Below are 16,040 nucleotides of genomic sequence, written 5' to 3'. Positions count from 1 at the left end.
TAGATTACAAAATGTTCATAAAAATAGTAATTTATTCACTTAAACAAAAAAAACCTGATATTTATTACAGGTTTAGGCTTTAAACCACACATGGTGGATTATTTCAAAGAAAGAAGCTTCCAGAGCGCTGACGTGTCATATTGATGTAAGCCATGAAAAATGTTTTAACAATATATTTGCTAAAATCATTAAATGGGGGGTTAATATAGTTTGCTATGAGATTCATTTATTTATTTGTTCTTAGCTTGGTTTCTATGAATACATGGAGTGCAGATGCTGCTTGCAGTCCTCAAGGTGATTTCAGAAAAACCTACGGATGCATGCCGGTCGTCTTTGTCATTCGCCATGCAGAAGATACCCAAGCTGGCCCTCATGATTTAACGGATGTGGGGCAAAAGCATGCCGAGTTATATATTCAGCTCTTTCAAAACTATATTTGGGGAAATACCCATAGTGTGGGTAAAAACAAGGCCCAGGCTTGTGTATGTCCCCTAGGTAAAATTATAAGTATTAGCAATATAGGAGGGAATGTTTTACCTCCAAATCCCAATTCGAATCCAAGTCCCAATCCCTATAAAACAGTAGTGAAGTTGAGTGAGAAAGGCAATATACCAATTCAAACAGATAATGGTATAAAGCAGTATTGGAGCAGTTTTCAATGGACAGCAGAAGAGAAGCTTAAGCTATTTGATAATATTGGAAATACAGCCCCTTTTTCTGTAGTTATCTCATGGGATAAGCAAGGTTTGAATCCTACAAAAGAAGAGTATGATGGACTCATGCGCTGGCTTAAACCTCCCGAATCTCATATACCTTTTCATGGATTTATACCTTTACTTCAATCTTTTCCGAATACACCATTTAATCAGGACTCTATAGCGTTAGTTCCTCTAAGAACGCATTTATGGGTGTTTTCTGATCAAAATGAACAGGGTAAATTTATCAATGTTAGGTTCTACCAACAAATTTTTTACGCAAAAGATTGTCACAGTAATCCCTCCTTTACACCTACTACATACTCAGAATGTATCGTTCCTCAGCAGCGTAGTTTTTAAAAGCTGGGAAAAGTTGACAATATCGTTGATGGGAGATTTGCAGACCTTGGAATCAATGAGTGCTCTCATTGAGTCGTGCATCTGCATGTTCCACAATTTCTTGCAAATGAGATTTTTTACTCGCTGAACCACCAAATAATCCTAAGGTTTGTGCCTCGCTTACAGTGAATTGAAAATTATATTGGACTTCTTGTTTTAACAAATCCAGCGCTACTAATAATTCAGATCTCGCTACTCGGTAGCTTTTACTCTCATCTGTATACTCATCGCAGTTAATATTTTTTAATTTTGTAATGAGTTTATCAAGTTTAGCGACTTTTATAGAAAGGACAGGGATTTTTGATTTATCAAGCAAATTTTTTTCTTTAATTAAAGCTTTTTTATAATCTTCTACTATTTCTAGCAAACCTTGAACTTCTTTCAAATAATTGTTTTTTAGATTCTCTACTTTTCTCAACTCCCATAGATGAGCAATATTTAAGTTTCCCTCCGCTATGGTGAATTGATGCCCTTTAGCGGGATCATAATATTTACCTAGATAAGTAAGATATTCCCCTGCTGCATAGACTGCATTGAGCCATGGATCACATATTACGGCATTTTTCCCCCAAGTTTTTGGGTCCCTCTTGTCACTATTTTCATCGCGATTTAAAACTAAAAAATAATGATCGCCCCTCATGATTTTGAACACTTCTGCATCAATATGCGGCGCTCGATTTAAGATATAATCGAGCGCGTGCAGGGTGAATTCATAGCAGTTACCTAATGTAAATTTGGATGAAATTTCAATATTGATCTCTAACCATGCTAAATCAGGAACATTTGCTTCCAGAGGGTTAGGATGATGTGCTTGTTCAGAGATAACTTCCCTCATGGCGATAACTGCCTCAAGTAAAGCACTACGTTGATCTATATCAGAGGAACCACTAGAGTTAGCCACGCCATCCTCATGTGTTGTTCCTTTTAAAACTTTTTTGCGCGCATGGTTTTTTGCATTTTGTGCACAAAATAATACTTCACTTAGTTCTGGCATATTATATCCTGCTATTTTAAAGTATTATTTAATTATGGATTAAATTGTTCAAAAATCTAACTTTCTAAATTTAGAAAAAACTGAAAAAAAGATAAAAAAGAACCGATTTCTATGGCCTCTTTTGAATTGTGCTGTTTAAGTTGAATTAGTTTAACAAGTTAAGGTCTAATATGGCCTTCACCCAAAACAACCCACTTATAACTTGATAAAGCATCTAATGACATAGGGCCACGGGCATGCAATTTCTGAGTACTAATTCCTATCTCAGCACCCATTCCAAATTGTGCGCCATCAGTAAAAGCGGTAGACGCATTGACATAAACCGCTGCAGAATCAATATGATCTAGAAAATAATGAATGCTCGCCTGATCTTCAGCGATGATCGCCTCGCTATGCCCGGAACTGTGTTCCATAATGTGAGTCACCGCTTCTTCTAATGCGTTTACCGTTTTGATTGCCATTTTATAAGATAAGAATTCTTGGCAAAAATCACTAGATGTTGCTTTTCTTAATAAATTTTTAGGATAAAAAGATTTAATTGCCTGGTAACTGGGTCTGTCTGCAAAAATTTCAACATGTTTTTCAGCAAGCCGTTCTATGATAAATGGTAAATCATTCAATCGAGCTTTATGAATTACTAATATATCGAGGGCATTGCAAACACTGACTCTTCTTGTTTTGGCATTCTCTATAATGACGCGGCCTTTCTGCTTATCACCGCTTTCATCAAAATAAATATGAACGATACCAGCACCTGTTTCAATAAACGGTATTGTTGTATTTTCACGAACAAAATTGATTAGTGATTGGCTTCCTCTAGGAATACAAACATCAAGGAAATGATTGGCTTTCAAGAGCGTATATACCGCTTCTTTCCCTAATGGTAATAAATAAATAATGGACTCATTGATACCGTGTTGCTGGAGTAATCGATGGATCAATGACACTAAAAACAGATTAGTAGAATAAGCCTCTTTGCCTCCCTTCAAAACACACGCGTTTCCTGTTTTGAAGCATAAAGTAAAAGCATCTAAAGTGACATTGGGGCGCGATTCATAAATAATCGCTATGACACCTAAAGGTACAGAAACCTTCTGAATGATTAATCCATTGGGGAGTTTTCTTTGCTCTAAAATTTTTTTCATTGAATAAGGTAAGGCCGCTACAGTTTCAACATCAGCCGCCATTGCTTCAATCCGTTCTTTAGTTAAGAGCAGCCTGTCATATTTCGGATCTTCTTTATCCATCAACACTAAATCTTTTTTATTTTCGTTCATGATCTCCTGAACGGAATTCCGTATCAGGCTTGCAAGATCCATTAATATTTGATTCTGCTTCCCTTCATCCATAGATCTTAAGCTAAGACTGGATTTTTTTGTCGCTTTAAGTTGATCTGTAATTTCTGCAATCATGTATGTCTCTAAAAAATATGTAAATGATCATAATGAATAAATTCAGGTTTTCCAGATTGTCCTAAATACTCATTTAATTTCACAGAATCATATTTAGCAAGACCAATCCCTATTTTTTCATTATTGGGCGTAAGTATTTCTATCAAATCACCTCGTTTAAAAGTACCTGTGAATTTTTCGATTCCCACGGGTAGAATGCTTATAACCCTTTTATTTTCTTTTATAATATCTACCAAACGGGTATTTATTGTAATTGAGCCAGACTTTTTTTCATTATAAGCAATCCACCTTTTGATATTGGATTTTTTTCTAGTCGGCAGAATAGTGGTACCTGGATTTTCCTCGTTGAGAATACGCAGAATCACAGAAGGTTGATTGATGCTCGCTATATGAGTTGTTATCCCAAGGTGAGACATTTTACGAGCTGTTCCAAGTTTACTAATCATTCCACCTCTGCCATGAAGACTTTTTACAGAAGAAACTTCAGGCCAATTATGGGTAGGGCTGATAATTGGAACCAATTCGGATCCAGTTTCATTTGGATGCTTTGTATAAACGCCTTCAACATTACTCAAGATAATCAATTTATCCGCATTGATCATTGCTGCGATAAGTCCTGATAGCTCATCGTTGTCCGTAAACATCAGTTCTTCAATGGCAACACTGTCATTTTCATTGATTATAGGTAGGATATTTTTCTGGCCTATAATTTCATGAAGCAATCTTGATATATTTAAATAATGGTGTCTCGTTTGGAAATCCTGTTTTGTGAGCAATAATTGAGACGCAAACATATGATGTTTTTTTAACATGGATGCATATACATGCATTAATTCATATTGTCCCAATGAGGCAAGAACTTGCTTTTCCCCTATCGAACAACCATATTGGCGGCCAAGAAATTGAGTAGCTATTTTCCGCCCTGATGCAACGGCACCAGAGCTAACCAATACAACATGATGATTTCCTTTCTGAAGAGTGACAATCTGCTCCACTAAGGAAAGCATAATTGGCTCAAAAGGAGTACCATCCGTTGCTAAGATACTCTGAGTTCCAACTTTAATAACAATTTTCATTATTTACTCATTTTTTAATGAATCTTTTCATTAGAAGCATTCAAGATCTGTTTGTCTTCATCAGTGAACAATTAGTCTATCAAACTGTTATGGAAAAGTAGTTATCTGGTTCACGCATTTTCTTTGCTGTTTGGCGTCTGGTTCTCTTGGATAAATAGGTGTGGATATATGGATAAAAGAGGTCATCGTATTAATAAGCTATTTGTAGAAGTATAGGTGGAGCTCAAAAAAACTAATTCCTATGTATATTGCAGCAGTGAATCTTGTTCCCAAAAATCCACATTTGATGAGGGCATCGACACCCCACCAAAATGACCAATCTTTAGCCGGGCATTTTTTTGTCAGAAAAAAAATTCCTTTTTTTTAAATATGCTATGATTTTATGAGAATAAATCAATAAATAATAATCATGACTGTGGAGAAGGCTGTCGAAAAAAAAGGACCGAAGGGATATCGCATTTTAGTGATGATGCTCAATGTAATATTGGCTTTATTGATATACTGGTTCATCGGCTTTCTCATGGATGACATCAGTAATCAGCCTGGCCCCGATATAACTGAAATTCAAAAGAAATACCAAGATCCGGTATTGGTAAAGCAAAAAGAGAACTATAACAGGCAACTTGAAAAAAGTACGAGCACCATTGACGAATTGCATCAGCAGCAAAATATTTTACAAACGAGCATTAATAGTTATCGAGATACAATGAACCAGCTATTAGATTTACAGAAAGCCAGCATTGAAAAGGGTGTGGCATTTTCTGCTGAATCGCAAAATAATTTACAGAATGTCACTACATTGTATTTGGATTATCAAAAACAATTCCAGGCATTAAATAGTACAATAACCAAAGATAATTTGGAGGTTCAACAAATCCAAAACAAAGTAAAGGAAATTGATGCCCACCTTGCAAAACAAAATGAACAAGCCAATAAGGAATATAATTCTGAATGGGTCAAACACAACTGGGCTATGGCTGGGTTGCAATTACTGGTATTAATACCCTTACTGCTTCTATGTGCATATTTGTTCAAATCTTACAGACATACACTCTATAAACCCATGATTATGGCAGCTGGAATCGCTGTTTTCTTTAAGATATCAGTGGTCATGCATCAGTATTTTCCATCCTATCTATTTAAATATCTATTGATTTTGGCTTTAATCTACATCACCACTGCGGTACTGATTTCAAAGTTACGCATGCTGGCTGCTCCAAAACCAAACTGGCTGCAAAAACAATATCGGGAAGCTTATCAAAAAATGGAATGTCCTATATGCCAGTGTGCTATTAAACCAAGTATTTCCAAATTGTTTATGGCCAATAATAAATATAATACTTCAACGAACGATTACCATTACCTCAATGAGGTCGATTCTTATACTTGCCCAAACTGCGGTGTCAGATTATTTGATACGTGTCCAAATTGCTCTAAATTAAAGTATTCGTTATTAAGTTACTGTGACTGTTGTGGTATAAGAAACACCATTGACAAGGATGAAACAAATCTTATTTTGAATAACTAACACGTTTTTTAATGGTGAGCTGCTTGGATGCCGCGAACAAGTCGCGGCACGTCGATGAAAAAATAATTTTCTGCTCTTTTATAATTTTATGTTGCAGGTGGTTTTAAATACAAGTCGCGGCACGTAGGTGAGGTGCCAATATGCAATAAAAAAATGTTTGTTTGCTCTGTTATAATTTTATTTCACCATTGGTTTCAAATACAAGTCGCGACGGGTAATTCTGAGAGTGGATAAGGTAGGAGCCATCTAAATGTATGATTTCTATTTCTTCCCTTAGAATACCCCTACATCTACGTGTCCCGCGACTTGTTCGCGACATCAAGGGAATGGCAATGTGACAACTGTCTTTACTTATAACATCTTTGTTTAAATGACGAGCTGCTTGGATGCCGCGAACAAGTCGCGGCACGTAGACGAGGGGCAATGAGCTATGAAAAAAAGATTATTTGCTCTTTTACAATTTTATTTCACCGTTGGTTCCTATACAGTCGAGGCACATAGGTGAGATGCAATGGACAATGAAAAAATGATTTGTTGCTCTGTTAGAATGTTACTTCGCCGGTTGGTGTTATAAAAAGTCACGAGGGTAGTAAGGAGAAATGGGGAAAAATAGCTTTTTAAAATAGAAAGACTTGTATTTCCCGCCTTAGAATACCCATTCCTCCACGTGCCGCGACTTGTTCGCGGCATCCAGGGAAATGTCAAGTATTTGCGGTTATCTAATCTCAAAATATTCTAATAAACTGAATAAATCGGGTCCTGCAATATTTAAACAATCACTCTTTTCATTGCATAAGTTTTTTAAAAAAATAAGTTGCTGAAAAAGATTATCGCCTATTTTCTCCCGCAAAATTTTGGAGTCGGAACTATTCATCTCTCTTATTGCTTTCATTGTTTTTATTTTAGATTCCCAATGATTCATTTTTTCTAAATAGAGGGTGTGATGTTTTTGTAGCTCGTTAAGTGCGTTCGATAGGATAACCAGGTGAGATTGAAATGCTACAATCGCATCATATAACTGCGTCATTTTCCCATCTGTACTTAATAAAAAGTTGATATCTTTTACATTGAAAGAAGGAAGTGTTTTAAAATGATAGAACCCAATGAAAACCTCCCAGGGAAGAGTGGCTTTAACTGATTGTTCGCTGCGGTGCTTCTGAAATTGTTCATTACAATTTATAACAAGAGAAATCCACTTTTTGAGTCGAAACAACGAATTCATATTCTCAAGGTTTTTCTGACTTTGAACCTTTATTTGAAGTAAATATAAAGAAAGTAAAGATCCACTTAAAGTGGCCACGAAAATGGTAAATGTTTGCAGTAAGAAAAAGATAACACAAAGAAGCCCCAACAAAAACATGAGGGGTGAACTGAGAAGGGTCTTCTTTATCGAAGATTTGTCAAATTTAGTTAAGGGCAGTAGTGAAAACGACATAGATCAACAAGTAAAATGGGTTTAATGGACTCATAGTGTATATTAATTACTCTCAAATGTATTCTATTAATTGGCTCTGCAGATTATCTTTATCTTTCATAAAATAAACACATTGAGTATTGACATCCCATCATCGCACCTTCTGGATATAAACTATACTTTGATTTAACAGAATGATGTCGTGGTATATCGAATGAATAAAATTGAATCATTAAGGGCCGCTATAAAGCAAGGAAATTTGAATCAATTTAAAAAGCTCATTTCAAGTTTGGACGAGGAAGAGTTTCTCTCGGCTGATGAGAATGGAAATACCCTGGCACATCTTGCCGCAATTTATGATCAACCAGAAATCTTAAGTGTTCTGATTGAAAAAGCAGAAGAAAGTGAAAACCCTTTCTTAAAATCATCCAATAATAACGGATTTACTCCTTTAGAATGTTGTTATTTTTACTCTTCTTATAAAGCACTGCCATTATTGGTGGCAGATTCTCAATTAGGAGCCATAGCTACTGTTGTGCTCTCGAAACAATACGATAAGTTGGCGCATTTATCCCCTGCAAGCTTCCGGCGAGAAAAGATTGGTAAAATTGCCCTTTTTGTAAGTGCCTTGGGAGATACTGAAGCTTTGGAGATTCTATTTAGAATAGCAAGAGATAAAGAAGAAATTCTCCTTTATCAAAGTAAAGACGGATGGTCCGGTGTACATTTCGCTGCTTTTAATAATCATTTAGAAGCGCTTCAAGCTTTTCCCGAAGAGCATGCTACAAAAGTGACTGATGATGGTGACACCCCTCTGATGATTGCTGCTTCACGAGGTAATTTACAGATTATAAAGTACTTGATTCAAAAGGGTGGTGATGTTCATCAAAAAAACAAACATCATGAAAATGCTGTTTTTTTTGCTGCAAAAAATGGACAGATGGAAACACTTCATTTTCTACAGGAAGCAGGCGCTGACTTTTTGGTAATCAACGATAAAGGTGAAAATGCCTTAATGCTCGCTGCCCAAAACGGACATAAAGACAGTGTGTCCCTTTTATTAGACCATGGTGTTCCAGCTGATCTAAAAAGTAAAAATGGAAACACAGCTTTTCAATACGCTCTAGAGAGTTCCCAATTTGAAATTGCAGAATTACTTTTCAAAAAAACCACTACGAATGCAAAAGAGGAGGCGCTTTTTAAAGCCATAATCAAAGGTGATATAGATAGTGTAAGATGGTTGGTTGAACACGGCGTATCCCTGGCAGCAACAACGGAATCCCAATTAACTCCAATATTATTCGCAGCAAGGTTAGGTAAGACACAATTAATCGAGTATTTTTTAGGCATCGAACCTGATCTTATTCAAGCTACCGATAAAGATGGAGATAATTTATTGTTCGTAGCAATCAAAACGCAACGATCTTTACTTGTGATGCATCTGATAGAAAAGGGCTATTTCTCCATCCATGATCATAACAGTAAAGGAAAAACTCCTTTGTTGGTTGCTGCTGAGATGAACTCTGAAACAATTGTCACCTTTTTACACCAAAGTGGAGCAAGCTTGGAGGAGCAGGACAGTGACGGCAATACTGCGCTGCACCTGCTCATTGCTCAAGGGAATTATGGCGAAGCGATGAGTTATATTCATGCTCATAGTCCAAATTTAATATTTACAAAGAATAATAAAGAAGAAATCCCATTACACACAGCCATTCGCTACAAACAAAATTATGAAGTCAAAAAACTCCTTCAATTGGTCGCCTTGAATCCTCAGCAAAAGAAACAGTTACTTGAGGCGAGGGATCATGAGGGTAATACGCCATTATTAATAGCGGTTGCTACCCAGAATGCTGAGGCAATACCCCTACTATTGGGAGCGGGTGCTGATGTACTGGCCAAAAATAATAAAGAGCAATCCGTGCTTACTATTGCACACTTGAATACATTTCCACACGAGACTCTCAAAACATTTTTTGAAGCCTATAATCTGAATTATAAAGAATACCTTTATCGGCGCAGGCTATATTTTATATTTGGCGGACAAAAGTTAAATGAGGTTTTGAAATTTCCAGGTGCAGATGTCCAATTTGGCTCAGGGCTTTTTGATGAAGGGTTAGCAGTGCTAAATGGCTATTTAAAGAAGTTCATCGAGGAGAAACACCCAGAACATGCGGCTCAGTTTAAGCTTTTATTCACGGCTTTGAAAAAACTTGAGCTCAATACGGAAGTAGAGAGCATTTTAGATCAACTGGACAGGGATGGGATGGCTTTTCAAGCTACCGGATTTAAAGGTCATGGGATTCTTGCTACTTTAAAGAATTTAACAGATGGAAATATGAAACTTTTATTAGCTGAACGAGGCGCACGGGTCGGTGGTGCCCCTTTTTTAAATGCCGAAAACAAGAAATTTGCAGCCATCCGCTCACTTACTGTTCCCAGGGAAAAGCGTGAAGAAGTGATAGAGCTTTTAAATCAGGCTAAAAATGCATCTCAATCTCAAGGCATGGATATTCTCTTTAGGCAAATACCCGAGTTGGTGGATGACACATTTCAATTTTCATCCATCTATCAAAAAAAATTTATGGATATTTGCTTTTACAGTAATCCAAAAACAGGTTTGTATGAACAATTTATTGAAATTCTTGGTGAAGTGGCGGGAAGAGCTTTTTACAAAGAATTCGAACTTTATATGAGAGAAAAAGAACTGGACAAGTATAAAGCGTTCTGTGAATCAAATTATCCAGGAAGTGATTCCCGGCATAATCCTATTATTCTCAAAGCAGAAGAACTCATTGACAGAAGAAAGGAAGTCCTTTCGCCGCTGTCTTTTGGCTCGCACGCTTAGCCATGGTTTAGTCGCTGTACTCGTTTAATACCTTAAGAAATTGACTCCCATAGTGGGACAATTTATGTTGCCCTACGCCTGGAACTTGGAGCAACTGTTCTAAACTTTTTGGCTTTGCTTCTGTCATTGCATATAGGGTTGCATCACTAAAAATCATAAAAGACGGTTTATTTTCTTCATCGGCTAATTGGCGTCTCAATCCACGCAGTAATTCAAATAATGGATTATTTTCTGTTTGAACTTGCCGTTGTCCTTTGATTTTCTTTTTAGAAGGCTTGGGATCACTATTGGGTAAGGTCAATGAAATTTTTTCATCGCCTTTTAGCAAAGGAATCGATTTGGGGGTTAGTTTAAGAATATTGAAATGGTTGAGATCTTGTACGCAATATTCTTTGTGAATCAGTTGCCAGGCTAAATGTCTCCAATAATGGACCGATTTGTCCTTGCCAATGCCAAAGGTACTTAGTTGCTCATGACCACATTGTTTTATCTTATCTGACAAACTGCCTCGTAAGACTTCGATGGTATGGGTTAATCCAAAATTCTGGCGTAATCGGTAGATACAAGATAAGAATTTCCGTGCATCTTCTGTTGCATCAGCGGTTATTGGCGGATTATCGCAAACATCACAATATTGACATGCCAACTCATAAGGCTCATCAAAATACCTCAATAATATTTGACGTCGACAATGAGCTGCCTCAGCGAAAGCGAGCATGTGGTTCAATTTATTCAGCTCTACCCTGCGTTGATCTTCCGTAGGATTACTCATAATCCAGGAGCGTAGCCGAGCACTATCTGCTGCATCATAGAGTAAAAGAGCTTGTGCGGGTAACCCATCTCGTCCAGCACGACCAGTTTCCTGATAATAGCCCTCTATATTTTTAGGCAAATCATAGTGAACAATAAAGCGAACATTGGATTTATCAATTCCCATACCAAAAGCAATGGTCGCTACAACGATGTCTATCCGATCATACCGAAATAAAGTTTGTACCTCCCTTCTTTCTTTGTGGGATAGGCCTGCATGATAACCGCGCGATTTAAAACCTAAATCCTGTAATTTTTTGGAAAGCGTTTCAACGCCCGCGCGTGTACTACAATAAATAATGCCAGATTGATGTTCTACGGTTTGCAAAAACTGGTTTAATTGTTTCACTGCATTTGTTTTTAGCGCTACTTTATAATGGATATTGGGTCTGTTAAAGGATGCAATGTATTTTTTGGGAGTGTAATTTAATTTCTCTACTATATCCCGACGTGTTTGTTTGTCTGCCGTAGCAGTAAGCGCCACAATGGGAATTTCTGGAAAATGGTTTTTTAAAAGCCCCAATGCCGAATATTCAGGCCGAAAATCATGCCCCCATTGAGAAATGCAATGGGCCTCATCAATGGCAAATAGGGCGATATGGCATTCTTTTAATCGCTCTAGAAATGAGATGCTTATGAGACGTTCTGGGGCAACATAAAGTAAATCCAATTCATCATGATGCAATTGTTTTAATACATTTTTCGCCTCATCACTCGTTAGGGAAGAATTATAAAACGCAGCGCGGATACCCTGTAATCTAAGAGCACTCACTTGATCTTCCATTAACGCAATTAAGGGAGAAACAACGATACCTACTCCGGATCTTACTAATGCAGGGATTTGATAACAAAGAGATTTTCCTCCGCCGGTAGGCATGAGTACAAGGACGTCATGTCCGGCAATCACATCATGAATGATTTCTTCCTGGGGTGTTCTAAATGAATCAAAACCGAAATATTCTTTGAGTACGGCAAGCGAGCTATTGCGGGTTTCAGGTGCTGCAAAAATTTCCATGGAGTTATTCTTATTTTTATCTCTTTTTACAAGCGCAGAAAACTTGCAATCATATCATCATGGTTTAGAAATAAAAGCATTATCTTTTATATAAAAGCGCAATAATTTTTCAGCCCAATCTTTTGCATAATGAACACCAATCCTTGGTTTTTCCACAATGACAAAGGGCGTTTCGTTTTCTTCCCCGGCGATATAAAAAGTATCACTGGTCAAATCATGTTGGTTCAATTTTTTATCAATATGCATGGCCTTAGACAGTAAACCAGGCCCTTGTGTTCGCCCCTGAATGTTTTTTACAGGTTCTACAGCCCGCAATAATATTGCAGAACCGATACCTTCACTTTCAGTAACAACATTGGTACAGTAATACATCCCATAAATTAAATAGATATAGGCAAATCCTGCAGGCCCAAACATCACTTTTGTTCTTTGAGTAAGGCCTTTAGAAGAATGAGATGCAAGATCATGTTGTCCGAGATAAGCTTCTACCTCGACAATTCTTCCTATATACTGCTGGCCGGATTGATAATGAATGAGGTATTTACCAAGAAGATCTTTGGCAACACAGACAGTATCACGTTCGTAAAATACCCTGGGTAATTTTCTAAGCATATCTCTTTAATGGGTGATAAAAATTCGCAATAATAATACATTTATATAAAATTATATAAATTTTCTAAGGATGGGTTATGAATTTTGAATTCACAGCAGAACATTTAGCCTTCCGTGATATGGCAGCTGATTTTGCACGCGAGAAATTGGCTCCTTTGGCAAATAAATGGGACGAAGAACATTATTTTCCTAAAGACGTTTTACGGGAAGCAGCATCCTTAGGAATGGCCGGTATGATGGCACGCGAGGATATTGGTGGCTCTCAACTCACGCGATTGGACTCTGCTTTGTTATTCGAACAATTAGCTACGGGTTGCGTCAGTACGAGTGCTTATCTTTCGATACATAATATGGTTACCTCTTTAATTGACCAATATGCCAGTCCAGAGTTACGGAGGAAATGGGGCCCTAAATTAATTTCGATGGAGTTATTTGGCAGTTATTGTCTGACGGAACCTGAATCAGGTTCCGATGCTGCTTCATTAAAGACCAGAGCGGTAAAAGACGGTGACTATTATGTCATTAACGGCTCTAAATCCTTTATTTCTGGGGGTTCCGAAAGTGATGTTTACTTATGTATGGTCCGGACAGGCGATGAATCACATGCGGGTATAAGTTGTATACTTATTGATAAAAACGCGCCAGGAATTAGTTACGGCAAACAAGAAAAGAAAATGGGATGGCATAGTCAACCAACCTGCATGGTATTTTTTGAGAATTGTCGTGTACCTATTTCTCATCGTGTTGGCGATGAAGGAATGGGGTTTAAGATTGCATTAAATGCTTTAAATGGAGGTCGAATTAACATAGCCTCCTGCTCTTTAGGAGGAGCGCTTGCCTGTTTACGATTGACCCAGTCTTATATGCACGAGCGGAAACAATTTGATAAACCACTTACCCAAATGCAAGCATTACGTTTTTATTTTGCGGATATGTTAACCGATTATGAAGCCGCTCGATTAATGGTTTATCGAGCAGCAAATGCGATGGATAAAAAAGACCCTCAAGTGCCGTTATATTGTGCCATGGCAAAACGTTTGGCTACTGATGTCGCTTTTCGCATTTGCGATAAGGCCATGCAAATTCATGGGGGTTATGGTTATTTACGGGATTACCAAATTGAGCGTATATTCAGAGACTTAAGAGTGCACCAGATTCTGGAAGGGACAAATGAAATTATGCGTGAAATTGTAGCTAAAGCCACTTTGGACGAAGAGCACTTTTTGTGCTGATAGGATTTTTAATAGTACTCATCCTGAATGCTAGAAAAAAAATTATTTTTTTTTTATCAATGTCAATCAGGTTAGGCATTCACGCATGCTGCACCATAATCCATCGATAAGGAGTAATTGAATGAACTTAATTGAGCAAGATTTGGATAACCACGGTATTTTATATTTAATTCTAAACAGACCAGAAAAATTAAATGCATTAAATTCCGAAGTTTTAGACGCCCTGGAAGAATTCTTTCATCACGCCAAAACCAATCCTAAAGTTAAGGCATTAATGATAACCGGTAATGGTAAAGCTTTTTGCGCAGGTGCAGATATTAATCGACTGGCTGAATGTACTGCCCAAACAGGATATGAATTTGCTTGCCGTGGACAAGAAGTATTCCGCCTTTTGGAAACTTTAGGTAAGCCTTCATTGGCAGCTGTCAATGGATTTGCTTTTGGAGGTGGCTGTGAATTAGCTATTTCTGCAACATTGAGAATCGCTTCAACAAAAGCACAATTTGGACAACCTGAAGTGAAATTGGGTGTTATCCCTGGCTATGGGGGAACCCAGCGACTAGCCCGTTTGATTGGCAAAGGACGCGCTTTAGATTTATGTTTGACGGGACGATTTATTGATGCTGAGACTGCCTTAAACTGGGGGTTAGTGAGTGGGGTAGTTGAACCGGAAGCTTTGCTTGAACATGGAAAATCAATTTTACTTGGAATTATAAATATGGCGCCGCTTGCTATTGCAGCAACTATGGAAGCGATCGATCACGGTTATGATTTGTCATTAACAGATGCTTTGCATTTAGAAGCCATCCATTTTGCCAAAGTTTGTGCCTCTGAAGACAAACAAGAGGGCGTAACTGCCTTTTTAGAGAAACGACCTGCACAGTTTAAAGGACAATAATCATGGTGGATGAGGTACTATTTAGCAAAGAAGCTTCATTGGGTGTTATCACATTAAATAGGCCAAATGCCTTAAATGCACTAACCTTAAATATGATCCTCAAAATGCAAAGACAACTTAGTCTTTGGAAAGAAGATACCACCGTTCATGCAGTGATTTTACGGTCAGTACCCGGAAATGCTTTTTGTGCCGGCGGAGACATTAGGACGCTTTATTATTCGGGACAAGGAAACGATGCAGAGCAGATGCAATTTTTTTGGCATGAATATCGTTTAAACCACTACATTCATCATTTTAGCAAGCCCTATATTTCTTTAATGGATGGCATTGTTATGGGTGGAGGAGTGGGAATTTCCATGCATGGCAGCCATCCTGTTGCAAGTGAGCGTTTCGTGTTTGCCATGCCGGAGACAGGTATAGGCTTTTTTCCCGATATAGGTGCAAGTTATTTATTAACCCGATGCCCAGGAAGTTTAGGTATTTATTTAGGATTAACAGGTAATCGCCTCGGTGCGCAGGACGCTCTGAATGCTGGTTTGGTAAAAAAAGTTGTCTCTTCCGATAAAATGCCTGCATTGTATGATGCTTTAATGAATGAAGATCTATCTACAGATGCTTTTGAGCGTGTCAATCAATGTTTACAGCGCTTTACAGGGTCTTCCGATACAGAAGCGGCGAGTCAAATTAATCCTATTATGGAGGAGTGTTTTAAACACCCCACTGTGGAAACAATCCGGGAATCTTTACAAAAATCCAATACAGAATGGTCTGCTACTACGGATAAGACTTTATCCCATAAATCACCTTTAAGCCTTAAAATCACTCTGGCCCAATTGCAAAAAGCCACAGGATTGTCTTTAGCCGGGTGTTTGCAGATGGACTACACCATAGTAAGACATTTTATGCATCATTCGGATTTTTATGAAGGAGTAAGGGCATTATTGATTGATAAGGATAAAAATCCTCAATGGAATCCAAAAAGCCTGGATTTAGTTACAGAACAGATGGTTCAGGAGTACTTTACTCGCAGCCATCCAGTGCTGGAATTAATAGAATAATAATTATTCCGTAAGGGGGTTGGTGTTGGTTCTAAAAAACCACACCATC

Annotated in this window: 12 protein-coding genes; 6 read left to right on the top strand and 6 right to left on the bottom strand. The window is 37.7% G+C overall.

What is annotated here, in order from left to right; all coding sequences use genetic code 11:
• The first annotated feature begins 254 nt into the window (after nt 1-254).
• Nucleotides 255-1,055, top strand: a complete 801-nt coding sequence (locus BU07_RS0115945; RefSeq protein ID WP_242601898.1) for a hypothetical protein — start codon at nt 255-257, stop codon at nt 1,053-1,055.
• A 52-nt stretch (nt 1,056-1,107) separates the two neighbouring features.
• Here the strand turns inward: BU07_RS0115945 and BU07_RS17100 are convergent, their stop codons facing one another.
• The 3 genes from BU07_RS17100 to proB all read right to left on the bottom strand — a co-directional run bounded on the left by BU07_RS17100 (nt 1,108) and on the right by proB (nt 4,576).
• On the bottom strand, nt 1,108-2,088 hold the full coding sequence (locus tag BU07_RS17100) for a hypothetical protein (protein ID WP_031567796.1): 981 nt from the start codon (nt 2,086-2,088) through the stop codon (nt 1,108-1,110).
• Between the two features lie 158 nt (nt 2,089-2,246).
• The gene (locus tag BU07_RS0115935) at nt 2,247-3,500 is read right to left on the bottom strand and encodes a glutamate-5-semialdehyde dehydrogenase (RefSeq protein WP_031567794.1); all 1,254 of its coding nucleotides are present in this window, start codon (nt 3,498-3,500) and stop codon (nt 2,247-2,249) included.
• A gap of 8 nt (nt 3,501-3,508) precedes the next feature.
• Nucleotides 3,509-4,576 (bottom strand): glutamate 5-kinase, encoded by a 1,068-nt coding sequence (proB, locus tag BU07_RS0115930; protein WP_031567792.1) that lies wholly within the window; start codon nt 4,574-4,576, stop codon nt 3,509-3,511.
• A gap of 409 nt (nt 4,577-4,985) precedes the next feature.
• On the opposite strand from proB, the gene BU07_RS0115920 reads away from it, so the two are divergent.
• A complete protein-coding gene (locus tag BU07_RS0115920) occupies nt 4,986-6,104 on the top strand; it encodes a zinc ribbon domain-containing protein (RefSeq protein WP_031567790.1) in 1,119 nt (372 codons plus the stop codon).
• 715 nt (nt 6,105-6,819) lie between these two features.
• On the opposite strand, the gene BU07_RS0115915 is transcribed toward BU07_RS0115920, so the two are convergent.
• Nucleotides 6,820-7,326 carry a hypothetical protein gene (locus BU07_RS0115915; RefSeq protein ID WP_133134477.1) on the bottom strand — a complete coding sequence of 169 codons (507 nt, stop codon included), beginning with the start codon at nt 7,324-7,326 and terminating at the stop codon, nt 6,820-6,822.
• Nucleotides 7,327-7,732: 406 nt separating this feature from the next.
• Here BU07_RS0115915 and BU07_RS0115910 point away from each other — a divergent pair, with 406 nt between their 5' ends.
• Entirely contained in the window at nt 7,733-10,366 is a 2,634-nt protein-coding gene (locus BU07_RS0115910) for an ankyrin repeat domain-containing protein (RefSeq protein ID WP_031567786.1), read from the top strand.
• 7 nt (nt 10,367-10,373) lie between these two features.
• Here the strand turns inward: BU07_RS0115910 and recQ are convergent, their stop codons facing one another.
• The gene (gene recQ / locus BU07_RS0115905; protein ID WP_031567784.1) at nt 10,374-12,191 is read right to left on the bottom strand and encodes a DNA helicase RecQ; all 1,818 of its coding nucleotides are present in this window, start codon (nt 12,189-12,191) and stop codon (nt 10,374-10,376) included.
• A 57-nt stretch (nt 12,192-12,248) separates the two neighbouring features.
• Entirely contained in the window at nt 12,249-12,803 is a 555-nt protein-coding gene (locus BU07_RS0115900) for a DNA-3-methyladenine glycosylase (RefSeq protein WP_031567782.1), read from the bottom strand.
• Nucleotides 12,804-12,880: 77 nt separating this feature from the next.
• On the opposite strand from BU07_RS0115900, the gene BU07_RS0115895 reads away from it, so the two are divergent.
• From BU07_RS0115895 to BU07_RS0115885, 3 genes are all read left to right on the top strand, one after another.
• Entirely contained in the window at nt 12,881-14,035 is a 1,155-nt protein-coding gene (locus BU07_RS0115895) for an acyl-CoA dehydrogenase family protein (RefSeq protein ID WP_031567780.1), read from the top strand.
• Between the two features lie 121 nt (nt 14,036-14,156).
• Entirely contained in the window at nt 14,157-14,933 is a 777-nt protein-coding gene (locus BU07_RS0115890) for an enoyl-CoA hydratase/isomerase family protein (RefSeq protein ID WP_031567779.1), read from the top strand.
• Between the two features lie 2 nt (nt 14,934-14,935).
• Complete coding sequence (locus BU07_RS0115885; protein ID WP_031567777.1) at nt 14,936-15,991, top strand: enoyl-CoA hydratase/isomerase family protein; 1,056 nt, start codon at nt 14,936-14,938, stop codon at nt 15,989-15,991.
• Nucleotides 15,992-16,040 lie beyond the last annotated feature (49 nt).

The sequence above is a fragment of the Legionella wadsworthii DSM 21896 = ATCC 33877 genome, assembly GCF_000701265.1.
Classification (GTDB): Bacteria; Pseudomonadota; Gammaproteobacteria; order Legionellales; family Legionellaceae; genus Legionella; species Legionella wadsworthii.
The sequence above is the reverse complement of the archived record's forward strand: the minus strand, read 5'-3'. Positions and strand labels throughout refer to the sequence as shown.

Coding starts and splice junctions, on each gene's coding strand:
- BU07_RS0115945 (WP_242601898.1), top strand. CDS start 255: ATGAATACATGGAGTGCAGATGCTGCTTGCAGTCCTCAAGGTGATTTC.
- BU07_RS0115895 (WP_031567780.1), top strand. CDS start 12,881: ATGAATTTTGAATTCACAGCAGAACATTTAGCCTTCCGTGATATGGCA.
- BU07_RS0115910 (WP_031567786.1), top strand. CDS start 7,733: ATGAATAAAATTGAATCATTAAGGGCCGCTATAAAGCAAGGAAATTTG.
- recQ (WP_031567784.1), bottom strand. CDS start 12,191: ATGGAAATTTTTGCAGCACCTGAAACCCGCAATAGCTCGCTTGCCGTA.
- BU07_RS0115885 (WP_031567777.1), top strand. CDS start 14,936: ATGGTGGATGAGGTACTATTTAGCAAAGAAGCTTCATTGGGTGTTATC.
- BU07_RS0115935 (WP_031567794.1), bottom strand. CDS start 3,500: ATGATTGCAGAAATTACAGATCAACTTAAAGCGACAAAAAAATCCAGT.
- BU07_RS0115900 (WP_031567782.1), bottom strand. CDS start 12,803: ATGCTTAGAAAATTACCCAGGGTATTTTACGAACGTGATACTGTCTGT.
- proB (WP_031567792.1), bottom strand. CDS start 4,576: ATGAAAATTGTTATTAAAGTTGGAACTCAGAGTATCTTAGCAACGGAT.
- BU07_RS0115915 (WP_133134477.1), bottom strand. CDS start 7,326: ATGAATTCGTTGTTTCGACTCAAAAAGTGGATTTCTCTTGTTATAAAT.
- BU07_RS17100 (WP_031567796.1), bottom strand. CDS start 2,088: ATGCCAGAACTAAGTGAAGTATTATTTTGTGCACAAAATGCAAAAAAC.
- BU07_RS0115890 (WP_031567779.1), top strand. CDS start 14,157: ATGAACTTAATTGAGCAAGATTTGGATAACCACGGTATTTTATATTTA.
- BU07_RS0115920 (WP_031567790.1), top strand. CDS start 4,986: ATGACTGTGGAGAAGGCTGTCGAAAAAAAAGGACCGAAGGGATATCGC.